The sequence below is a fragment of the Plantactinospora sp. BB1 genome (assembly GCF_003030385.1).
Taxonomy (GTDB): Bacteria; Actinomycetota; Actinomycetes; order Mycobacteriales; family Micromonosporaceae; genus Plantactinospora.
Map to the genome: position 1 here is coordinate 7,487,134 of NZ_CP028159.1, position 21,307 is coordinate 7,508,440.

Consider the following 21,307-nt stretch of genomic DNA (forward strand, 5'->3'; position numbering starts at 1 on the left):
TCCCCTCCCCCCGCACGCCCCGGCAGTGGTCACACCGCCGACAGCGTGACCCGGTCGTAGCCGGTCTCCTCCTCGGTCAGCGCGCCGCAGTCGAGCCCGCGCAGCAGGAAGCCGGCGAGTGCCCGGGCCGTCGCCGGCTCGTCCAGGATCCCGCCGGAGCGCCCCGCAAGGTACGCCCGCAGCCGTGCCACCGCCGCCGCCCGCCCCTCCCGGAAGAACGCGTACGTGCCGGCGAACCGGGTCGGCAACTGGGCCGGATGCAGGTCCCAGCCCTGGTAGAAGCCGCGTTCCAACCCGCGCCGGACCAGCCCGGCATGCTCCGCCCAGCCGGCCTGCACGGCGGCGGTGTCGCCGACCGGGAGCAGGTTGGTCGAGCCGTCGGCCAGCCGTACCCCGGTCTCGGCGGCGGCGACCTGCATCACCGCCTTGGCGAAGTCGGCGACCGGATGCGCCAGGCTCTGCTGCGCGGCGGCGATCCCGCAGGCGGCGCTGTAGTCGTAGGTGCCGTAGTGCAGTCCGGTGCACCGGCCGTCGGCCGCCCCGATCAACCGGCCCGGCGTCGCCAGCCCGTCCGGGCCGAGGATCGCGGCCGGCGTCTCGATCTGCACCTCGAAGCGCAGCCAGCCGGCCGGCAGCCCGTACGCCGCTTCCAGCCGCTCGCAGAGCAGCACCATCGCCTCGACCTGGGCGGGCACGCTCACCTTTGGCAGCGTCACGACGAACCGGTCGGCCGGGGGCAGTTCGGCACCGCCGTCGCGCAGCGCGTCGAGGAAGAGGTCCAGGGTACGCACCGCCCGGCGCCGTACCGGCCCGGTCAGGCTCTTGATCCGCAGCCCGGCGAACGGCACCCCGAGCCCGTCGCCGACCAGCCGCCCCGCCTCCCGGGCCGCCGCGTCCTCGACCTCGTCGTCGGGTGTCCCGTAGCCGTCCTCGAAGTCGATCCGCAGGTCCTCGATCGGCTCCCGGCGCAGCTTGTCGACCACCCGGTCGTGCAACTCGGCCGGGTACGGCAGCGGCGGGTGCTCGCGCAACGCCGCCAGTGCGGCCGCACCCCAGCGCGCCGCCAGCCCCGGGCCGCAGCGGTCGGCCGGCACGTAGACGGTGTGCACCGGCTGCCGCCCGGACGGCTGGCCGGGATAGCGGCGCCGCAGCTCGGCGTCGACCGGCGCCAGCCGCCCGTCCAGTTCGACCAGGACGTCCGGGGGGAGCCGGCCCATCAGCCGGTCCCGGTCAGGTGCTCGGGCCGGACCGGTACCCGGGCCAGCGGCAGCCCGGTCGCCGCCCGGATCGCGGCCACGATCGCCGGGGTGGCCGAGATGGCCGGCGGCTCCCCCACCCCGCGCAGCCCGTACGGGGCGTGCGGGTCCGCCAGCTCCAGCACGTCGACCGTCATCGGCGGCACGTCGGCGATGGTCGGGATCAGATAGTCGGTGAAGGACGGATTCCTGATCACCCCGTCGACGACCTGGAGTTCCTCCATCAGCGCCAGCCCGAGTCCCTGGACCGTGCCGCCGTGGATCTGGCCCAGCACCGCCTCCGGGTTCATCGCCCGGCCGACGTCCTGGGCGGTGGCGATCTCCACCACCCGGACCAGCCCGAGTTCGGGGTCCACGTCCACGGTGGCCCGGTGCGCCGCGAACGCGTACTGCACGTGCGCGTCGCCCTGCCCGGTCACCGGGTCCAGCGGCCGGGTCGGGCGGTGCCGCCAGCGGGCGGTCTCCTCGACCGGGCCGGCGGCGAGCAGTTCGACCAGGGTGCCGAGGGTGCGGCCGGCGGGATCCCGTACCGCACCGTCGGTGAACTCCAGCCCGTCGGCGAACTCCAGCCCGTCCGCGTCGCGCCGGCCGGCGGAGTCGCCCAGTCGTGCCGCCAGCGCCGCCCGGACCGCCCGGCAGGCCGCCCGCACCGCACCCCCGGTCATGTACGTCTGCCGGGACGCCGACGACGACCCCGCGCTCCCCACCGAGGTGTCCGCGGTCGCCACCACCACCCGCTCGACGCCCAGTTCGGTCCGGGCGATCTGGGCCTGCACCGTCACCAGCCCCTGCCCCACCTCGGCCGCGGCGGTGTGCACCAGCACGGTCGGCTCGCCGCCGAGCAGCTCCAGCCGGACCCGCGCCGTCGAGTAGTCGTCGAAGCCCTCGGAGAAGCAGACGTTCTTGATCCCGATCGCGTACCCGACTCCCCGGACCACCTGCTCCGGCGCGGTCGTGTTCGCCACCCCGCCCGGCAGCCGCCGCGGATCGTCGCCGGCCGGCGGCGGTGCCGGCCGGTCCCGGACCAGCTCCAGCAACCGGGCCACCGGCGCCGGCCCCTCCACCCGCTGCCCGGTCGGCATCACCCCGCCCTCGGCCAGCGCGTTGCGGACCCGCACCTGCACCGGATCCAGCCCGACCGCCTCGGCGAGCCGGTCCATCTGCGACTCGTACCCGAAGCACGCCTGCACCGCCCCGAACCCGCGCATCGCCCCGCACGGCGGGTTGTTGGTGTGCACCCCGTACGCGTCCACGGTCACGTTCGGCACCCGGTACGGCCCCACCCCGAGGGTGGCCGCGTTCGCCACCACCGCCGGGGTGGTCGACGTGTACGCCCCACCGTCCAGCAGGATCCGGGCCCGTACGTAGACCAGCTCGCCGTCCCGGGTCGCGCCGTGCTCGTAGCGCAGGATCGCCGGGTGCCGGTGCACGTGCCCGACGAACGACTCCTCCCGGCCGTAGACCATCTTCACCGGCCGCCCGGTACGCAGGGCCAGCAGGCTGGCGTGCACCTGCATCGACAGGTCCTCCCGGGCACCGAACGCGCCACCGACCCCGGCCAGGCTCAGCCGGACCGACTCGACCGGCAGCCCGAGCGCGGCGGCGACCTGCCGCTGGTCGGCGTGCAGCCACTGGGTGGCGACGTACAGCTCGATCCCGCCGTCCTCGGCCGGCACCGCCAGCCCCGACTCCGGCCCGAGAAACGCCTGGTCCTGCATGCCGACCCGGTATTCCCCGGTCACCACCACCTCGGCGGTGACGTCCGGGTCGCCCCGGCGGATCGGCACGTGCCGCACCAGCCGGCCAGCGGCGAGCGCCGCCTCCGGGTCCGTCACCGGCTCCCGCACCAGGTAGTCGACCACGATCCGCTCGGCCGCCCGCCGCGCCGTCTCCGGATGGTCGGCGGCCACGATCGCCACCGGCTCGCCCCGGTAGCAGACCTCGTCGACGGCGAGCACCGGTTGGTCCGCCACCTCCAGCCCGTAGTGCCGGTCGCCCGGCACGTCGGCGGCGGTCAGCACCGCGTACACGCCCGGCACGGCGAGTGCGGGGCCGATGTCGATGCCCCGGATCGTCGCCGACGGGTGCGGGCTGCGCAGGGTGGCGCCCCACAGCATGTCGTCGACCCACAGGTCCGACGAGAACGCGAACTCGCCGCGCACCTTGAGGGCGCCGTCCGGTCGTACCGGACTGGTTCCGATGCCCTGGGCAGCCGGCGCCGCCGCATCCGGGCGCGGCCCGGCCCCGCCTCCCGCGCGCCGCACCTCGCCCGGCGGGCCGGTCATCGCCGCGCCCGCCTGACCAGGGTCCGGTGCGCCCGGCGAAGCCCCCGGGCCAGCCCGGCCGGGTCGGCCGTGCGCAGCTCGCCATTGTCGACCACCGGCTCACCGCCGACCAGCGACAGCTCCACCGGGGCCGGCGGCCCGAAGACCAGCGCCGCCACCGGGTCGTCGATGCCGACGTGGCCGAGCCCGTCCAGCCGCCACAGCACCACGTCGGCGAGCTTGCCGACCTCCAGCGAGCCGAGCTGGTCGGCCCGGCCGAGGCAGCGCGCCCCGCCGACGGTGCCGAGCGCGAGCGCGTCCCGGGCGGTCAGCGCCGCCGCGCCGCCGCGCAGCCGGGCCGTGTAGAGCGCCTGGCGCAGCTCCGCGCCGAGCTGGCCGGCCTCCTGCGAGGCCGGCCCGTCGACGCCGAGCCCGACCGGTACGCCCCGGTCCAGCAGTTCCCGGACCCGCGCCGCACCGGCACCGAGCCGGGCGTTCGAGCTGGGGCAGTGCGCGACCGAGGTACCGGTACGGGCCAGCGCGTCCAGCCCGGCGTCGTCCAGGTGTACGCCGTGCGCGAGCCAGACGTCCGGGCCGAGCCAGCCGAGCCGTTCGGCGTACTCGACCGGGGTGCAGCCGTGGGTCTGCCGGCAGTACTCCTCCTCGTCGACGGTCTCGGCGAGATGGGTGTGCAGCCGTACGCCCCGGCGCCGGGCCAGCGCCGCCGACTCGGCCATCAGCTTCGCGGTGACGCTGAACGGCGAGCAGGGTGCCACCGCCACCCGCAGCATCGCGTCGTCGGCCGGGTCGTGGTAGCGGTCGATCGCCTCCTCGGTGCCGATCAGCGCCGCCTCGGTCTCCTCGACGATCTCGTCCGGCGGCAGCCCGCCCGCCGACGCACCGAGATCCATCGAGCCCCGGCAGGGGTGGAACCGCAAGCCCACCCCCCGGGCCGCCTCGACCTGTGCGGCCATCAGGTCACCGGCGCCGGCCGGGTAGACGTAGTGGTGGTCGGTGCTGGTGGTGCAGCCGTGCAGCGCCAGCCAGCCGAGCCCGGCGGCGGTGGTCGCGGCCACCACCTCGGCGTCCAGCCCGGCCCAGACCGGATAGAGCGCCCTCAGCCAGCCGAACAGCTCCTCCTGCTGCGCCATCCCCCGGGTCGCCCACTGGTAGAGGTGGTGGTGGGTGTTTACCAGGCCGGGGGTGACGAGGCAGCCGGTGCCGTCGATCCGGCGTACCGAGCGGTGGTAGCGGGGGGCGTGCCCGGGGCCGACCGCGACGATCCGACCCTCGTCGAGCACCAGGTGCCCGTCGGAGTACTCGGTCCCGGCCGGGTCGACCGTGGCGACGGCGCAGTTCTCGATGATGATCACGATTCGTCCTCCCGGCCGGCGGCCAGACGTACCGCCGTCAGGATCTTCTCGTACCCGGTGCACCGGCACAGGTTTCCGGCCAACGCCTCCCGGATCTCCTCCTCGGCCGGGGACGGCGTCCGGGCCAGCAGGTCGTGTACGGCGACCACCAGTCCCGGGGTACAGAATCCGCACTGCACGGCCCCGGCCGCGACGAACGCCCGCTGCACCGGGTCGAGTTCGCCCGGCCCCGGGCCGAGCCCCTCCACGGTGACCACCTCGCGGCCCCGGGCCTGTCCGGCCGGGACCAGGCAGGCGCAGACCGGCTCGCCGTCCAGATAGACCGTGCAGGAGCCGCACTCGCCCTGCTCGCAGGCGTTCTTGGCGCCGGGCAGCCCGAGCCGCTCCCGCAGCAGGTGCAGCAGGCTCTCCCCGGCCCAGACGTCGTCGGCCCGGCGCGGCGCGCCGTTGACCACGCAGTCGATCCTCACCCGTCGACCCCTTTCCGCCGATGCTCCGCCCAGACCCGCTGCACCGCCCGCCGGGCCAGTACCCCGAGCGCGTGCCGGCGGTAGGCGGCCGTGCCGCGTACGTCGTCGATCGGACTCGCCGCCGCCGCGACCAGCTCGCCGAAGCGGCGGACCAGCGGTTCCGGCAGCGCGGCCCGGTCCGCCCAGGGCAGCTCGGCGGCGAGCAGTTCCTCGGCGGCCACCGCCCGGACCGGCGTCGGTGCCGCCGAACCGATCCCGGTGCCGACCGTCCGGTTCGCCGGCCGCAGCGCCAGCGCGAACGAGCAGACCGCGATCACCATCGCGTTCCTGGTGCCGACCTTGGCGAACTGCTCCGGCCCGCCGTCCGGCGCGATCAGGACGGCGGCGATCAGCTCGTCCGGGGCCAGCACGCTGCGCTTCGGCCCGGTGCAGAAGCCGGCCACCGGCAGCCGGCGGACGCCCCGGACCGAGGCCAGCTCCACCAGCGCCCCGGCGGCGAGCAGCGGCGGCAGCGCGTCCCCGGCCGGTGAGGCCGAGCCGAGGTTGCCGCCGACGGTGCCCCGGTTGCGGATCTGCGCCGAACCGACCGTCCGGGCCGCCATCGCCAGCCCCGGCACCCGGTCGGCCAGTTCGGTGACGATCCGCCGGTACGGCACGCCGGCGCCGAGCCGCAGCAGGCCGTCCTCGACGCCCCAGTCGGCCAGCCCGGCGACCCGGCCCAGGTCGAGCAGGGCCGGCGGGCGGCGGCGGGCGAAGTTCAGCTCCACCATCACGTCGGTGCCGCCGGCCACCGGCAGCGCCTCCGGGTACGCCGCCCGCGCCGCCAGCGCCTCGGCCCAGCTCTCCGGTTGCAGGAACTCCATCAGCCCGGCCCGCCGTCCCCGGCCCCCGCCGCCTCGGGTGTGCGGGTCTCCACCTCGGGTGTGCGGGTCACGGTGCCCTCGATCAGCCCGTACGGCCGGTCGGTGGCCACGAACACCTCGCCCGGGTTGTCCAGCCCGAACGGCGCCAGGTCGACCAGCAGGTGGTGACGATTGGGCAGGGCCAGCCGCACCTCGGCGATCTCCGGGCGCTCGGCGAGCACCCGGTGCCCCATCGCGTACAGGGTCTGTTGCAGCGAGCGGCTGTAGGTCTGCACGAACGCGTCGACCAGCGCGGCCCGCACCCCGGCGTACGACCCCGCCCAGTCCCGCCCACCATCGGTCGGGTCGACGTCGTGATGCCGCCACGACGCCTCGACGGCGGTGGCCAGGATCCGGTCGTCGGTCTCCGGCAACGTCGTGTACCGGTCCTTCAGGTAGCCCCGGAACTCGGAGTCGGTGCTGTTCAGCAGTACCAGCCCGGTCAGCCCGGACTGCACCGTGCCGCCCTCGGCGTCCACGGTCACCGTCGCGGTACGACTCTCGGCGCCGTCGCGCTGGAACGAGTGCGGGCCGAGCCGCCGCCAGCCGTGCTCGGTCAGCTCCACCCGGGCCCGGGAGATCGCCGGTGCGCTCCGGACGAAGTGCCGGGCGAGCAGCAGGCCGAACTCCTCGGGCTGGTCGACGCCGTGTTCCCGGGCGAAGGCGTAGACGGTGTTCTTCTGCGAGTCGGTGGGGAGCACGTGCGCGTTGTCCCCGCCGCGGTGCACCTCGTCGAGGTCCCCGGCGAGCGCGATGCTGACGGTCAGGTCGCGCAGTTCGTGCCGGGAACCGTCCCGGCGTACCCGGACCAGCCGCACCTCGGCCTTGCCGTACTGGTTCGCGCCAAGCACGATCGCCACCGCCCGCACCTCCTCAGCTTCCCCGGTAGGTGGTGTAGCCGTACGGGCTGAGCAGCAGCGGCACGTGGTGGTGCCGGTCCGGCTCGGTGATCTGGAAGGCGACCACGATCTCCGGGAAGAAGGCCGCGCCGGGCGGGTAGTGGCGCTCGACCTGGAACACCAGCCGGTAGCCGCCGGCCTGCCCGCCCCGCAGCGGCAGCCGGTCCAGCAGTGGCGTCCAGTCGGCCAGCCGCCCGTCGGGATCGGTCCGGCCGTGTGCCACCGGCGTCCAGCCGCCGCTGTCCCGCCGGTCGAGCCGGACCGGGATGTCGGCGGCCGGTTCGCCGCGTACGGTGTCCAGCACGTGCGTGGAGATCCGGATCAGGCCGTCCGGTGCGTTCGTCCGGTCGTCGCTCACGACAGCAGCCTCCTCAGCCGGAGCAGCGCGATCTGCCGCAGTTCGTCCCGGACCACCTCGCGTTCGGTGCCGGGATCGTTGCCGAGCCGCCGTCGGGCCGCAGCGAGCAGTTCCAGGTCCGTCCGGCCGTCGGCGAAGACCAGGAAGAGGTGCCCGAACCGCTGCTCGTACTCCCGGTTGGCCCGGTCGAGCGCGGCCCGGGTGTCCTGGTCGGCACCGTCGACACCGGACTGTTCCCGGCGGGACCAGTCCGACTCCCGACCGGTGCCGGCCGGCCGTTCGCCGATCCGCGGGTGCGCGGCCAGCGCCTGCGCCACCTCCGACCAGGTCAGCCGGCGCAGCGCGGCGTCGGCCACCGCGACCACCGCCGCGACGTCCGGGTACGGCCTGCCGCCCGCCACCGTACGAGCCCAGTCCGGCACGGCGCAGCAGGCGAGCAGGGCCTGCTCGGCCTGCCCGGCGGGTCGCCGGTTGAACTCGTCCAACACGGTGCTGACGGTGCCCACCCGTTCACCTCCTGCCCGGTTGACCAGAAGTCCACCTGCGCGGTTGACCAGAAGTACAACAGCCGGGCGGTGGCCGGGTGAACCGGCGCGATCACCGAAACCGCCGCCGCCCGCCGTATCGTTTTCGTAGGTTCCTCCAACCGGCCTGTCGCCGGGATCGGACGGGTACGCGATGCTGCTGCGTGAGGCGCTGGACCGGCCCCAACTCCGGCTGACGCTGCTCACCGGCGAATCCGGACTGGACCGACCGATCAGCCGGGTGTACGTCACCGACCTGCCCGATCCGCGCCGCTACCTCTCCGGCGGCGAGATCGTGCTCACCGGGCTGATGTGGCGGCGCCGGGCCGGTGACTCGGACGGGTTCGTGGCGGCCTGCGCCGCCGCCGGGGTCGCCGCGATCGGTGCCGGCGACGCGGCGTACGGCTCGGTGCCGGAAGACCTGGTGACGGCGTGCCGGCGGTACGGCGTACCCCTGTTCGAGGTACCGGTCGAGGTCTCCTTCCGGGACATCATCGACGAGGTCACCCCGACCCTGTGGGCGCGCCGGGCGAACGGGCTGGCGACGGTGCTCGGCCGGTACCGGGGTCTGGTCGCGGCGATGGCCGGCGGCGCCCGGTTGGCCGACCTGATCCAGCCGGTCGCCGCCGACCTCGGCGTCGACTGCTGGGTGTTGACCGCGACCGGCCGGGCCGTCGCCGGTACCGGCGAGCTGCCGTCCGACGCCCGCCGCCGGTTGGCGGCCTCGTTCCTGGCCGCCGGCCGGCTGCCGACCGTGGTCGAGGTCGACGGCCGGCGGGTCTGGCTGGTCGCCGTCGCCGGCCGACCCGAGCACCGGCTCGCCGCCTGGCTGCTGGCCTGTGCGGCACGGGACGCGGAACCATCCGAGCACGAGGTCGCCGCCCGACCCGCCGCCGCCGGTCCCGGCACGGACACCGGCCGCTCCCCGGACGCGGGCGGGTCCTCGGACACGGGCCGGTCTTCGGACGCCGGCCGGTCCTCGGACGCCGGCCGCTCCACGGACGCCGGCCGCTCCCCAGACGCCGGCCGCTCCCCAGACGCCGGCCGCTCCACGGACGCCGGCCGCTCCCGGCTCGCCGGCCGGTCTTCGGACGCCGGCCGGTCGTCCGGCGCCGGCCGCTCCATGGACGCCGGCCGGGCCGCGATCGGCGAATCCGGTCCGCCTCCGGGGCTACCCGAGGCGGCAGCCGAACTGGTCAGCCTGGTGGCGCTGGAACGGGCCCACGCCGACGAGGCGGGTCGGGTGGAGCGGCGGCTCGCCGACCAGCTCGGCACGGTCCTGTCCACCGGCGCCTCCCCGGCGGAGTTGCGCGCCGCGCTCTCCGCCTGCGGGTTGCCGCCCCGGTCGACGCTGCTGGTGGCGGCCGTCCGGCTGACCGGGCTGACCACGCCCCCGGAGCTGGCGGTCGCGGTCACCGAGGAACTCGCCCGGTCGACGGCGCTGCCGGCGGTGGTCACCGGCGCCGGCCGGCCCGGGACGGTACTGGCCGTGCTGGCCGGTGGGCGGACCGAACTCGCCGAGGTCTGCAAGGCGATTCGGGGCACGGTCGCCGGGCTGGCGCCGGGGCTCGGCGCCGGACGGCTCGCGGTGGGGATCGGCGGACCGGCCGCCGATCCGGGCGGCCTGCCGGGCGCGGTCGAGCAGGCCGAGCATGCCCTGGCCACGGCGGACGCGGATCCCGGCCCCGGCACGGTGGTCTCGGCCGGCGATCTCGCCTCGCACCTGTTGCTGCTCTCCGGCGTACCCGCCGAGGCGCGGCGGGCGTTCCGGGACCGGGTACTCGGCCCGGTGCTGGCCTACGACCGGACGCACGACAGCGACCTGCTCCACACGTTGGACGAGTTCCTCGCCTGTTCCGGGTCGTGGAGCCGGGCGGCCGAACGGCTGCACCTGCACGTCAACACCTTGCGCTACCGGATCGGCCGGATCGAGCAGCTCACCGGGCGGGACCTGTCGCGGTTTCCCGACCGGGTCGACTGCTATCTCGCGCTGCGCCTGCCGCACTGAGGCCGGACCCTCGACCAGCGGGCGTCGGCCGGGCGAGCACGGTCACCTGGTCGGAGCGACCACCGCCGCGTCACGGCACGGTCGCCGGTGGCACGTCCAGGTCCGCGTCGTCCGCGACGTCGTCACAGGGTACGACCGACAGCCGCGCCTGGTGCCGCCGCAGGTACGGCCGGGCGCCCACGTCGCCGACCGCCAAATCGGCCACGCCGGACCAGTGTGAGCGGCCGAGCAGTACCGGATGGCCGCGTCGGGTGCCGTAGCCGGCCATGCCGAGCGCGTCCGGTGTGGCGATCTCGACCAGCCGCCGGACCGCCTCGGCGGTGATCCCGGGCATGTCGACCAGCAGGATGACCGCCGCGACGGCGCCGGAGTCCCGCAGCGCGGTCAGCCCGGCCCGCAGCGAGGAGCCCATCCCGGTCTCCCACTCCGGGTTCTGCACCGTCACGGCGTCGCCGAGTTCGGCCCGGGCCCGGATGGCCGGCGCGGCGGCCCCGAGCACCGCGACGACCGGCTCACAGCCACCGTCCCGGGCGACCTGGACCGCCCGCTCGACCAGCAGCCGGCCGTCGAGCCGGACCAGCGCCTTGGGCCCGCCGTAACGCCGCCCCGCACCGGCGGCGAGCACCAGCCCGCCGACCCGCTCGACGGGTATTCGGTCGCCAGGGACCCCGTCGCCGGAAACCCGGTCGGCCGCGACTTGCTCGGCGCCGACCCGGTCGGCCGCGACTCGATCGGCGGGTGTGAGCCGTCCGGTGGGTGCCGAGCGTCCGGTGGGGTCCGATGCCGGCTCGTCCGGAGCGAGGTGGGTCACGGTCGGAGCCTAGTTCAGTCAAAAGATCTTGCCGAAGTTCCGGTTATGAGCAGCATTATCCGTTTTATACATCAGCCGTTCGGCTAGCATCCTCCGATACCAACGGGCTAAGGTGATGCCTGAACAGCCACACGACACCTCCACCACCCGACCACCACATAACGAACCTCCACCACCGAACAACTCCCGCTTCTACGGCAACCTCACCCAATCCCAAATCGCCGAACAAATCGGCGTCTCCCAAATGCACATCAGCCGCCTCCTCACCCGCGCCCTCACCAAACTCCGCGGCCAACTCGCCGACACGTACTGAGCGAGCGCAGGCACACCTCCGCCCTACCCGACGGCCCGAGCGAGCGACCGCGCCGGCCACCGGGTAGGGCGGAGGCGTCTGTTCAGTCGAACTCGGCGGCGGAGTACTCCCGAGGCTCGACCAGTACCATCCAGTTGCCCGAGTTGTCCCGAGCGACCGCCTCGACGCCGTACGGGCGCTCCTCCGGGGTGTGGATGAACTCGACACCCCTGGCCCGAAGCTCGTCGTACGTCCTGCGGCAGTCGTCCACGTGCAGGCCGAGCCCGAACATCCCGCCGGAGTCCATCTCCCGGTTGATCGCGCTCACCATCTCCGGCGAGTACGGCGGACCCGGCAGGGTCAGGTGCACCTGTAGCTCGGGCTGCTTGGGGTGCTTGACGGTGCACCAGCGGTAGGAGCCGTCCGCGAGGGTGATGTCGGTGTGCTCCTCGAAGCCGAGCACGTCGAGGTAGAACGCCTTCGACGCGTCGATATCCTTCACGAAGACGCTGGCGATCGAGATGTTAGTGATCATGCGACCAGGCTAGGAGGGGTCGGCGGACCCCGGCTTCTCCCCGGTTGCGGAGCCGCGCCGCTCGGCGAGTCCCCACATGAACACGAAGCAGCCGGGGATCCGGGGAGCACCGCTCGCGGCCCAGCGGCGCTGGAACTCGCTCGGCGTCTCGCCGACCAGCTCCCGGAACCGGCTGCTGAACGAGCCCAGGCTGGTGAACCCGACCGCGTGGCAGACCTCGGTGACGGTGAGGTTGGTGGCCCGGAGCAGATCCTGGGCCCGTTCCACCCGCCGTCGGCTCAGGTGCACCGCCGGGGAGACCCCGTACGTCGCCGTGAAGAGGCGCTGGAAGTGGTATTTGCTGATCCCGGCCACCGCCGCAAGGGTGCCGAGGTCCAGCGGCTCGGCGTAGTGCAGGTCCGCGTAGTCGCGCGCCCGGCGCAGATGCACCAGCAGGTCTCCGGGGGCCCGGCGCGGCGGCACGCTCACGGCGGCCCAGTCTAGGGCATCGGGTCACCGATCGGGACGAACAGCAGGAGAATCGACCCCCGCGCGTCGAATGGGCACAGTGTCCATTCCGCCCCCGGTCGAGACGCTCTTTCCTTCCTCTCTCGATTTACTGATTCCGGTCACCGATCGCTGTCCCGCGTCATTGTCGACGGATCGCGCCGTCTCGACGAATCCGCAGCTCGTCGGCGGTATGTGCACGGTTTTCCGCCACCAATTTGTGGCCTGGGTCACAGCAATTCGAAAAGGCGTTTTTCCTCGACGGAACCCCGGGTACGGCCTGCCGCTAACGACGAAATGACGACGACCGAATGGCCGGCGTGCCATTGGTACACCGAAGGGGATGACGAGAATGAACAGAGCGACACAGATCGCCTTGGGGGCCGGCGTCGGCTATCTGGTCGGGCGGCACCGGAAGCTGGGTCTGGTCGCGGTGCTGGGCGGCGCGGTGGTGGCCGGACGGCTCAGCGGCGATCGCGGGCTGCTGCACCGCGGGGCGAAACTGCTCGGCGGCTCCTCCGAGCTGGGCCGGATCGCCGAGCTGGGCGCCCCGCTGGTGGCGGCGACCCGAGCCGCGGCGACCAGCGCGGTCACCCGACGCATCGACTCGGTCAGCGCCGGGCTGCGCGAGCGCACCGATCCGGGGCGGGCAACCGGCCAGGGACGACCGGACGAGGCGGACCAGGCGGACGGGGTGAACCAGGCCGACGAAGCGGACCAGGCCGACGAGGCGGCGAAGCCAGTCAAGCGGTCCCGCCGGAAGCTGTCGGACATCCGGCCGACGGCCCGCCGGGGTACCCGGGGTCGCCGGCCGGCGGACGACGAGGACGACGACCTCGACGAGTTCGGGGAGGACGAGTTCGCCGGCAACGAGTTCGCCGACGAAGGCCCGGAGCCCGGAGCCGACCTCCGGGACGACGGCATCGACGGTCCCGACGCCGATGAAGACGAATCCGACGACGACGTCGACGATCGCGAAGCAGACGACCGACACCTGGACGACCGCGACGCGGACGACGACATGGACGACGACCGCGACGCGGACGACCGGGCTCCGGAGCGGGCCTCGGCCGGGCGGGCAAGCGCCCGGAGGCGTCCCACGGCAACGTCCGGGCAGCAGCAGCCGGCCCGGCGGCGAGCCTCGACCGACGCCGCTCCGGTGCGCCGGAGGACCCGATGAGCCCGGCTGACAGTGCGGCGAAGGCTCGTCCCACCGGCGGCCGGGCGGCCCGCTCGACCGAATCGGCTGAGTCGACCGGCTCGAAGGGTTCGACGGGCTCGACGGGCTCGACGCCCTCGGCAGGACTGACCGAGGCGCTCCGGGGTCTGGCCGGCGCCGCCGGTGAACGCGTCGTCACGGCCGCGATCGGTCGGATCGGTGGTACCACCGAGCGGCTCGTCCGGTACGCCGAGCGCAGTGGGCCGACCGGGGCGGCCGCGAAGGCCGGCGCCGGACGGCTGGCCGAAGGTGCCTCCCCGGCGAAGGCGGGACTGGCCGCCGGAGTGGCCGCCGTCAAGGAGCGGGTACGGACCGCGCTGAGCCGGGGCGGCGGCGGGGCGAAGGAGAAGCTCAAGGTGACCAACATCGTCGAGTCGATCGAGGTCGGCGTGCCCCGGCGGGTGGCGTACGACCAGTGGACCCGGTTCGAGGACTTTCCCCGGTTCATGAAGAAGGTCGAGCATGTCGAACGGACCTCGCCCGAGGAGCTGACCTGGAAGGCGCAGATCTTCTGGTCGCACCGCAGTTGGCGCTCCACCACCGTCGAGCAGGTCCCGGACGAGCGGATCGTGTGGCGGTCCACCGGCGACAAGGGCTCGGTCGACGGGACGGTGACCTTCCACGAGGTCACCCCCGACCTGACCCGGATCCTGCTGGTGCTCGAGTACCACCCGCAGGGGCTCTTCGAGCGGACCGGCAATCTCTGGCGGGCCCAGGGCCGTCGGGTACGCCTCGAACTCAAGCACTTCGTCCGGCACGTGATGACCGAGACGATCCTGCATCAGGACGAGGTGGAGGGCTGGCGCGGCGAGATCCGCGACGGGCAGGTCGTCCGCGACGGCGACCCGGCCGAACCGTCGAACGACGACGACGCCCCGCGCCGCCGTGGCGCGACGCGGCCATCCCGAGCCGACGGCCGGCCCGGAGCCGACAGCCCGTCCGGAGCCGACAACCCGTCCGGAGCCGACAGCCCGTCCGGAGCCGACAGCCGGGGTGCAGCCAGCAACCGATCCCGGACCAGCCGCGAGGGCCGAGCGAGCAGCCGGGGTGAGGGCGAGCGCACCGGGCGTGGTACCGGCGCCGGAGGCAGCAGTGGTGGCCGCAGCACGGAGCGGGCCGGGGGCGAGGCCGAACAGGCCGGCCGGAGCAGCCGTGGAGGACGAGGGCGATGACGGACATCGTGCGACGGACCGACGGCGGCGGGGGCGGCGGAGGCGGAGGCGGCTCGGACCTGGCCGAGGTGGTCGGGATGATCCTGGACAAGGGTGTGGTCATCGACGCCCACCTGGCGGTCAGCCTGGTCGGCATCCGGCTGCTGACCGTCGACGCCCGGGTCGTGGTGGCCAGCGTCGACACGTACCTGCGGTTCGCCGAGGCGACGAACCGGCTCGACCTGTCGGCCACCCGGGACAAGGGCCTGCCGGACCTGGTCTCCGGCCCGAAGGCCGGGCTGGTGGAGAAGGCCGGCGACGCCCTCGGCGAGATCGTCGGCGGCAGCGGCAGCGACAGCGGCGGCAACAGCAGCAGCGGACGGGACGGGGATCCTGACCGGGTTCCTCGCCGCCGTCGTCGGGAGGAGGACTGAGATGACAGCTTCGTCCATGATGGACACCGGCGCCGGGACCGGACAGTTCCTCTACGGGGTGGTGCCGGCGGACGTCGAGGTGACCCCGCAGGCCCGGGGCCTCGGCGACCCGCTCGGGCCGGTCACCACGATCCGGCAGGGCGACGTCGCGGCCCTGGTCAGCGAGACGCCCCTGGACGTACGACTGGGACGTCCCGAGGACCTGGTGGCCTACCGCGACCTACTGGACGGCGTCGCGGTGACCGCCGAGGTACCGGTACTCCCGGTGCGGTTCGGCACGGTGCTGCCGAGCGCGGCGGCGGTCACCGAGCTGTTGGGGCTGCGCCACGACGAGTACCGGGCCGCGCTGGCCGAACTGGACGGCCGGGTCGAGTACGTCGTCCGGGCCCGGTACGACGAGCGGACGCTGCTGGCCGGCGTACTGGCCGACGAGCCGGAGGCCGCCGACCTGCGCGACCGGCTGCGTGGCCGGCCGGCGGACGCCGATGTCGACCTGCGGATCCGGCTCGGTGAGATCGTCGCCCGGGCGGTGGAGGCACGCCGGGCGGCGGACACCGAGCGGCTGGCCGAGGGGCTCACCCCGTACTGCCTGGCCGAGGCACCGCTGCCGCCGCAGCACGAGCAGGACGCCGCCCGGGTCGCGTTCCTGCTGGAGCGACGACGCGGCGCGGACTTCACGGACGCGGTGCGGGACCTCGCCGAGGCGTGGCGGGACTGGGCCACGGTCCGAACGATCGGCCCGACCGCGCCCTGGGACTTCGTCCCCTCCGGCCCGGGGCGGTGACGGCGGGGTGTTGGGCATCCTGCTTGCCCTGCCGCTCGGCCCGGTACGCGGGCTGACCGGGCTCGCCCGGCTGCTGCGCGACCAGGCCGAACGCGAACTCTACGACCCGGTCAACGTGCAGCGGGAACTGACCGCGCTGGCCGATGCGGCGGCGGCCGGCGAGATCTCCGAACCGGAACTCGCGCAGGCGCAGCAGCGGATCCTCGATCGCCTGATCGCCCGCTCCGACCCGCCGGACATCACACCTGAAGGGAGATGACATGGCGGAGCGCATCCAGCGCGCCGGCCGCTACCGGGAGCACGACAACCACCCGGCCGAAGACGACAACTACGTCGAGGACGACAACTACACCGAAGACGACAACTACGACGAGCGCGACGGCTACGACGAGGACGACGGCTACGACGAGGACGACGGCTACGACGAGGACGACTACGAGGAGGACGACGACCACGACTCCGACGAGGACGACGAGCACCACGAGGACGACGGTCGCGACGAGGACCACGACAGCGACGACCACGACGAGCAGGCCGACGAGTACCCCGACGACGGCCCGGCCGACCGGGCCGGGAACCGGCGGCGTGCGGCTCGGCGGCGTGCCGGTCCGGCCCGGCCGATCTCCGCGCAGGTCGCGGCCCAGAACGGGGCCCGACAGATCGCCGGCCTGACCGGCAAGCGGGTCACCGGGGTCACCTCGCTGGACCGCACCGAGCGGGGCTGGCTGGTCGGTGTCGAGGTCGTCGAGGACGCCCGGGTGCCCTCCTCGGCGGACATCCTCGCGGTCTACCGGACCGAACTGGACGCCAGCGGGGAGTTGACCGGCTACCGCCGGACCCGACGGTATCCGCGTGGCCGGGGCGACAGCGGGTCGGGGACGGGGTGACCGACGTGACGATGCCACAACCGGCCTACGGCCACGGTCAGGTCCGTCCGGCCAGCGGCGACACCGGCAACCTGGCGGACATCCTGGAGCGGGTACTTGATCGCGGCGTGGTGATCGCCGGCGACATCCGGGTGAACCTGCTCGACATCGAACTGCTCACCATCAAGCTGCGCCTGGTGGTCGCCTCCGTCGACACCGCACGGGAGATGGGGATCGACTGGTGGGAGCACGATCCGTTCCTCGGCGGCCGCTCCCGCCCGTCCGTCGAGTCGGGTGCCGACACGCGGTCACCCGATCGGGCGCTGCCCGACCGGAGTGCACGACGGGCGGAGGAGGAACGATGAGCGGCGGTGAGGGAATCTGGCTGCACGCCGTGACCCGGCAGCTGCCCGCCGACCGGCTGGTCGGGCTGACCGGGGCGGGTGGGGCTCCGGTCGAGGTGGTGCGGATCGGCGACGACCTCGACGCGGTGGTGGCGCCGGTGGACCTCGACGAGTACGGGGAGGCGGCCCTGCACCGGAACCTGGGCGACCTGCGCTGGCTGGAGGCGGCGGCGAGCGCCCACCACCGGGTCATCGAGGCGGTCTGGCGGTTCGGCCCGACCCTGCCGGCCCGGCTGGCCACGGTCTACCAGGACGGTCCGGCACTCCGGGCCGGATTGCACGACCGGCAGGCGGAGTTCGGCGCCGCCCTCGACCGGGTCACCGACCGGGCCGAGTGGGGTGTGAAGGCGTACTCGGTCCGCGCCGCCGAGGCACCGGGGGCCGCGTCCGTACAGCCGTCCGGTGGCGGCGGTGCCGGTGCGGAGTACCTGCGTCGGCGGCGGACCGCGCTGGCGGCGGGCGAGGCGGCCCGGCGAGCGGCGGCGGAGGGAGCCGAGGCGGTGCACGCGGCACTCTCCGGGCAGGCCGAGGCGGCCCGCCGGCACCGGCCGCAGGACCGGAGCCTGAGCGGGGTACCCGACCCGATGGTGCTCAACGGCGCGTACCTGCTGTCCGCCGGGCGGGCGGCGGACTTCGCCGAACTGGTCCGGGAGCTGGGTACCCGGCATCCGGTGCTCCGGCTGGAGCTGACCGGGCCGTGGCCGCCGTACTCGTTCGCCGCCCTCGACGACACCGCCACGCACGACGGCAGCGCCGACGGGGCGCTGCGATGAGTGGGCGGGAGGCGCTGGAGAGCCAGCCGATCGCCCTGGTCGACCTGCTCGACCGGGTACTCGGTACCGGAGTCGTGGTCAGTGGTGACCTGGTGCTCTCGATCGCCGACGTGGACCTGGTGTACGTCTCGCTGCGGGCACTGCTCGCCTCCGTACGGGCCGCCGCCCCGATCGAGGGTGGTACGCCGTGCTGAGCCCCGAGCAGCCCCGGCCGGGGCGGGTCGAGGTGGACCGGGACGGGGTCGAGCGCGGCCTCGGCAGCCTGGTGCTCACCATCGTGGAACTGCTGCGGCAGTTGATGGAGCGGCAGGCGCTGCGCCGGATCGACCAGGGCGACCTGACCGAGGAGCAGATCGAGCGGGTCGGCAGCACCCTGATGGCGCTGGACCAGCAGATGACCGAGCTGCGGGAGCACTTCGGCCTGTCGCCGGAGGACCTCAACCTGGACCTCGGGCCGCTCGGCCCGCTGCTACCCCGGGACTGACCGGAACCGGGCCGCAGCCGGACCGGAGCCGAACCCGGCCCGAACCGGGCCCGGGCCGGAGCCGAGCCAATCACGAAGCCGACCTCGAAGCCGACATCGAAGCCGACCTCGAAGCCGACCTCGAAGCCGACATCGAAGCCGACATCGGAGCCGACCTCGGAAGCCGACCTCGGAAGCCGGCTTCGGCGTCCTGGAGCTGACCGGAGCCCGACCGGTGCCGCCGCCGGTGCGACACTGGCCGGATGTCACCGCCCGAACCCGCCGCCGACCTGCCGGTCCGGCACGTGCTGCCGGCCCTGGTCGAGACGCTGGCCGAGCGCGGCGCGGCGGTGCTGGTGGCACCGCCCGGGGCCGGGAAGACCACGCTGGTCCCGCTGGCGCTGGTCGACCGGGTCGACGGGCGGATCGTCGTCGCCCAGCCGCGCCGGGTCGCGGCCCGGGCCGCCGCCCGCCGGATGGCGGAGCTGCGCGGCGAACGGGTCGGCGAAACCGTCGGGTACGCGGTGCGCGGCGAGCGCCGGACCAGCGCCCGGACCAGGATCGAGGTGGTCACCACCGGCCTGCTCGTGCAGCGGCTCCAGCACGATCCGGAGCTGCCCGGCGTCGGCGCGGTACTCCTGGACGAGGCCCACGAGCGGCAGCTCGACGCCGATCTGGCCCTGGCGTTCGGCATCGAGGCCCGGGCCGCGCTCCGGCCCGACCTGCGGCTGCTGGCGATGTCCGCCACCGCCCAGGAGGAGCGGCTCGGCGTGTTGCTCGGCTCGGCGGCGGAACCGGCACCGGTGCTGCGCGCCGAGGGTCGGGCGTACCCGGTCGACGTGGTCTGGGCGCCGCCGCCCCGGCCGGTGGACCCGCCGCACGGGCTGCGGGTGGATCCCCGGCTGCTCGACCACGTGGCGACGACCGTACGCCGGGCGCTGGCCGAGCACGACGGCGACCTGCTGGTCTTCCTCCCCGGCGCAGGGGAGATCAACGGTGTCGCCGGCCGGCTGACCGGGCTGGCCGACACGGACCTGGTACGCCTGCACGGCCGGCAGTCCAGTGCCGAGCAGGATGCCGCGCTCCGCCCGACCACCGGTCGGCGCCGGGTCGTGCTGGCCACCGCCGTCGCGGAGACCAGCCTCACCGTGCCCGGGGTACGGGTGGTGGTCGACGCCGGGCTGAGCCGGGTGGCCCGGACCGACCTGGCCCGGGGGCTCGGCGCGCTGGTGACGGTGCCGGTGTCCCGGGCGGCGGCGACGCAGCGGGCCGGGCGGGCCGGCCGGGAGGCGCCGGGCCGGGTCTACCGGTGCTGGTCGGCGGCGGAGCACGACCGGCTGCCGGCGCAGCCGGAGCCGGAGATCGCGGTCGCCGACCTCACCGCCTTCGCGCTCCAGCTTGCCTGCTGGGGGCGCCCGGACGGCACCGGGCTGGCGCTGCCGGATCCGCCACCGCCAGCGGCGATGCAGGTGGCCCGCGCCACCCTGGAGGCGCTCGGTGCGGTCGCCCCGGACGGCCGGGTGACCGGGCGGGGCCGGGCGATGGCGGCGGTCGGCGCTCATCCACGGCTGGCCCGGGCGCTGCTGGACGGTGCCGCGGCGGTGCGCCCGGACCGGGCCGCCGAGGTGGTCGCGGTACTCGCCGAGTCCGCTCCCGGTGACGATCTGGTCGGCACCTGGCGCCGGCTCCGCTCGGGTACGGACCCGGCCAGCGCCAGGTGGCGGGCGGAGGTGGACCGGTTGCGCGGCGCCCTCGACGAGTCCCCGCCCGCCGCCGCACCGGCCGCCGGACGCGGCGGGCCCGACGACCAACCGCGCCGGCACCACGACCGACGCAGCGGGCCCGACGACCAACCGAGCCGACGCCACCACCAACGCAGCGGGTCGAACGACCAACCGAGCCGACGCCACCACCAACGCAGCGGATCGGACGACCAACCGAGCCGACGCCACGACAGAGGCGGCCGGCCCGGCGACCAACCGAGTGGGCGGGGCGGCCGAGGGGCCGGGCCGGGGCTGTCGGACGACCTGGCCGCCGGTTTGCTGGTCGGGTTGGCGTACCCGGAGCGGCTGGCCCGGCTCCGGCAGGCCGGCACGCAGCCGGTCCGGCAGGCCGGCACGCAGACGTACCTGATGGCCGGTGGCACCGCGGCGGACCTGGCGCCGGGCTCGCCGCTGGCCGGGGCGGAGTGGCTGGCGATCTCGGTGGCCGACCGGGCACCCGGGCGCCGGGGCGCGGCGATCCGCCAGGCCGCGGTGGTGGACGAGGCGACCGCCCGGGAGGCCGGTGCCGCGCTGCTGCGGCGGGAGCAGGAGATCGCCTGGTCCGGCGGGGACGTGGTGGCCCGCGAGGTGGAGCGGCTGGGCGCGATCGTGCTGCTGGAGCGCCCGCTGACCCGGCCGGACCCGGCCCGGGTCGCCGCGGCGCTGCGGGACGGGCTGCGTCAGGCCGGGCTGGACCTGCTGAGCTGGACCCGGCAGGCGCGGGAGCTGCGCGCACGGCTCGCGTTCTGCCGGCAGGCCCTGGGCGGGCAGTGGCCGGAGGTGACCGACGCGGCCCTGTTGGACCGGACCGACGAGTGGCTCGGCCCGGAGTTGGCCGGTGCCCGGCGTCGGGCCGATCTGGCCCGGATCGACGTCTCGGCCGCGCTGCGCCGGCTGCTGCCGTGGCCGGAGGCGGCCCGGTTGGACGAGCTGGCCCCGGAGCGGCTGGTCGTGCCGAGCGGGTCGCGGCACCGGGTGGACTACTCGGATCCGGCGGCGCCGGTGCTGGCGGTCAAGTTGCAGGAGACCTTCGGCTGGCGGGACGTGCCCCGGATCGCCGACGGGCGGGTGCCGGTGCTGCTGCACCTGCTCTCCCCGGCCGGTCGTCCGGTCGCGGTGACCCGGGATCTCGCCTCGTTCTGGCGGACCGGCTATCCGCAGGTACGCGCCGAGCTGCGCGGTCGCTATCCCCGGCATCCGTGGCCGGCGGATCCGACCGAGGCGGCCCCGACCCGCGGCCTGCAACCCCGGCGCGGGTAGCCGGCCCGCCGG

General features: G+C 74.8%; 22 protein-coding genes and 2 pseudogenes. 13 read left to right on the forward strand and 11 right to left on the reverse strand.

All coding sequences use genetic code 11. The features are described from left to right. Positions 1–29: 29 nt before the first annotated feature. From C6W10_RS32820 to uraD, 8 genes are read right to left on the reverse strand one after another with little or no spacing between them, the layout of a single operon-like run. Positions 30–1,217 carry a hypothetical protein gene (locus C6W10_RS32820; RefSeq protein WP_107262937.1) on the reverse strand — a complete coding sequence of 396 codons (1,188 nt, stop codon included), beginning with the start codon at positions 1,215–1,217 and terminating at the stop codon, positions 30–32. Beyond that, positions 1,217–3,541 (reverse strand): xanthine dehydrogenase subunit D, encoded by a 2,325-nt coding sequence (gene pucD / locus C6W10_RS32825; RefSeq protein WP_107262938.1) that lies wholly within the window; start codon positions 3,539–3,541, stop codon positions 1,217–1,219. Before pucD ends, C6W10_RS32820 begins: the two co-directional genes overlap by 1 nt. Continuing rightward, positions 3,538–4,893, reverse strand: coding sequence for an 8-oxoguanine deaminase (locus tag C6W10_RS32830; protein WP_107262939.1), 1,356 nt, complete (start codon positions 4,891–4,893; stop codon positions 3,538–3,540). Before C6W10_RS32830 ends, pucD begins: the two co-directional genes overlap by 4 nt. Next, positions 4,890–5,363 (reverse strand): (2Fe-2S)-binding protein, encoded by a 474-nt coding sequence (locus tag C6W10_RS32835; RefSeq protein WP_107262940.1) that lies wholly within the window; start codon positions 5,361–5,363, stop codon positions 4,890–4,892. Before C6W10_RS32835 ends, C6W10_RS32830 begins: the two co-directional genes overlap by 4 nt. Beyond that, complete coding sequence (locus C6W10_RS32840; protein WP_107262941.1) at positions 5,360–6,226, reverse strand: xanthine dehydrogenase family protein subunit M; 867 nt, start codon at positions 6,224–6,226, stop codon at positions 5,360–5,362. The genes C6W10_RS32835 and C6W10_RS32840 overlap by 4 nt, the downstream gene beginning before the upstream one ends. Further along, positions 6,226–7,125: a factor-independent urate hydroxylase gene (gene pucL, locus C6W10_RS32845; RefSeq protein WP_107264463.1), complete on the reverse strand. Its 900-nt coding sequence runs from the start codon at positions 7,123–7,125 to the stop codon at positions 6,226–6,228. Before pucL ends, C6W10_RS32840 begins: the two co-directional genes overlap by 1 nt. 13 nt (positions 7,126–7,138) lie before the next feature. Continuing rightward, on the reverse strand, positions 7,139–7,522 hold the full coding sequence (uraH, locus tag C6W10_RS32850) for a hydroxyisourate hydrolase (RefSeq protein ID WP_199853065.1): 384 nt from the start codon (positions 7,520–7,522) through the stop codon (positions 7,139–7,141). After that, positions 7,519–8,028 (reverse strand): 2-oxo-4-hydroxy-4-carboxy-5-ureidoimidazoline decarboxylase, encoded by a 510-nt coding sequence (gene uraD, locus C6W10_RS32855; protein WP_234361506.1) that lies wholly within the window; start codon positions 8,026–8,028, stop codon positions 7,519–7,521. The genes uraH and uraD overlap by 4 nt, the downstream gene beginning before the upstream one ends. Before the next feature lie 172 nt (positions 8,029–8,200). Here uraD and C6W10_RS32860 point away from each other — a divergent pair, with 172 nt between their 5' ends. Continuing rightward, positions 8,201–10,054, forward strand: coding sequence for a PucR family transcriptional regulator ligand-binding domain-containing protein (locus C6W10_RS32860; RefSeq protein WP_107262942.1), 1,854 nt, complete (start codon positions 8,201–8,203; stop codon positions 10,052–10,054). Between the two features lie 70 nt (positions 10,055–10,124). On the opposite strand, the gene C6W10_RS32865 is transcribed toward C6W10_RS32860, so the two are convergent. After that, the gene (locus tag C6W10_RS32865) at positions 10,125–10,706 is read right to left on the reverse strand and encodes an NTP transferase domain-containing protein (protein WP_234361984.1); all 582 of its coding nucleotides are present in this window, start codon (positions 10,704–10,706) and stop codon (positions 10,125–10,127) included. Positions 10,707–11,052: 346 nt separating this feature from the next. Between C6W10_RS32865 and C6W10_RS32870 the strand changes: the two are divergent. Continuing rightward, a pseudogene (locus tag C6W10_RS32870) lies at positions 11,053–11,178 on the forward strand (sigma factor-like helix-turn-helix DNA-binding protein); the annotation flags it as partial. A gap of 82 nt (positions 11,179–11,260) precedes the next feature. On the opposite strand, the gene C6W10_RS32875 reads toward C6W10_RS32870, so the two are convergent. After that, positions 11,261–11,692, reverse strand: a complete 432-nt coding sequence (locus C6W10_RS32875; protein WP_107262943.1) for a VOC family protein — start codon at positions 11,690–11,692, stop codon at positions 11,261–11,263. Positions 11,693–11,701: 9 nt separating this feature from the next. Next, positions 11,702–12,160: a helix-turn-helix domain-containing protein gene (locus C6W10_RS32880; RefSeq protein ID WP_234359202.1), complete on the reverse strand. Its 459-nt coding sequence runs from the start codon at positions 12,158–12,160 to the stop codon at positions 11,702–11,704. Positions 12,161–12,530: 370 nt separating this feature from the next. Here C6W10_RS32880 and C6W10_RS32885 point away from each other — a divergent pair, with 370 nt between their 5' ends. From C6W10_RS32885 to C6W10_RS32935, 11 genes and pseudogenes are all read left to right on the forward strand, one after another. Then, complete coding sequence (locus C6W10_RS32885; protein ID WP_107262944.1) at positions 12,531–13,358, forward strand: hypothetical protein; 828 nt, start codon at positions 12,531–12,533, stop codon at positions 13,356–13,358. Further along, the gene (locus C6W10_RS32890) at positions 13,355–14,569 is read left to right on the forward strand and encodes an SRPBCC family protein (RefSeq protein ID WP_107262945.1); all 1,215 of its coding nucleotides are present in this window, start codon (positions 13,355–13,357) and stop codon (positions 14,567–14,569) included. Before C6W10_RS32885 ends, C6W10_RS32890 begins: the two co-directional genes overlap by 4 nt. 8 nt (positions 14,570–14,577) lie before the next feature. Next, positions 14,578–14,775 (forward strand): annotated as a pseudogene (gene gvpJ / locus C6W10_RS39800) (gas vesicle protein GvpJ); the annotation flags it as partial. Between the two features lie 208 nt (positions 14,776–14,983). Beyond that, positions 14,984–15,766 carry a GvpL/GvpF family gas vesicle protein gene (locus C6W10_RS32900; RefSeq protein WP_199853783.1) on the forward strand — a complete coding sequence of 261 codons (783 nt, stop codon included), beginning with the start codon at positions 14,984–14,986 and terminating at the stop codon, positions 15,764–15,766. Positions 15,767–15,773: 7 nt separating this feature from the next. Beyond that, positions 15,774–16,025: a gas vesicle protein GvpG gene (locus C6W10_RS32905; protein WP_107262948.1), complete on the forward strand. Its 252-nt coding sequence runs from the start codon at positions 15,774–15,776 to the stop codon at positions 16,023–16,025. Between the two features lies 1 nt (position 16,026). Continuing rightward, on the forward strand, positions 16,027–16,653 hold the full coding sequence (gvpO, locus tag C6W10_RS32910; RefSeq protein WP_107262949.1) for a gas vesicle protein GvpO: 627 nt from the start codon (positions 16,027–16,029) through the stop codon (positions 16,651–16,653). 11 nt (positions 16,654–16,664) lie between these two features. Continuing rightward, positions 16,665–16,997: a gas vesicle protein gene (locus tag C6W10_RS32915; protein ID WP_107264468.1), complete on the forward strand. Its 333-nt coding sequence runs from the start codon at positions 16,665–16,667 to the stop codon at positions 16,995–16,997. After that, positions 16,994–17,809 carry a GvpL/GvpF family gas vesicle protein gene (locus C6W10_RS32920; protein WP_199853784.1) on the forward strand — a complete coding sequence of 272 codons (816 nt, stop codon included), beginning with the start codon at positions 16,994–16,996 and terminating at the stop codon, positions 17,807–17,809. The genes C6W10_RS32915 and C6W10_RS32920 overlap by 4 nt, the downstream gene beginning before the upstream one ends. Further along, positions 17,806–18,003, forward strand: coding sequence for a gas vesicle protein (locus C6W10_RS32925; protein WP_107262950.1), 198 nt, complete (start codon positions 17,806–17,808; stop codon positions 18,001–18,003). Before C6W10_RS32920 ends, C6W10_RS32925 begins: the two co-directional genes overlap by 4 nt. Continuing rightward, positions 17,997–18,293, forward strand: a complete 297-nt coding sequence (locus C6W10_RS32930; protein WP_107262951.1) for a gas vesicle protein K — start codon at positions 17,997–17,999, stop codon at positions 18,291–18,293. The genes C6W10_RS32925 and C6W10_RS32930 overlap by 7 nt, the downstream gene beginning before the upstream one ends. Positions 18,294–18,535: 242 nt before the next feature. Beyond that, positions 18,536–21,295, forward strand: a complete 2,760-nt coding sequence (locus C6W10_RS32935) for an ATP-dependent RNA helicase (RefSeq protein WP_107262952.1) — start codon at positions 18,536–18,538, stop codon at positions 21,293–21,295. Positions 21,296–21,307: the final 12 nt, after the last annotated feature.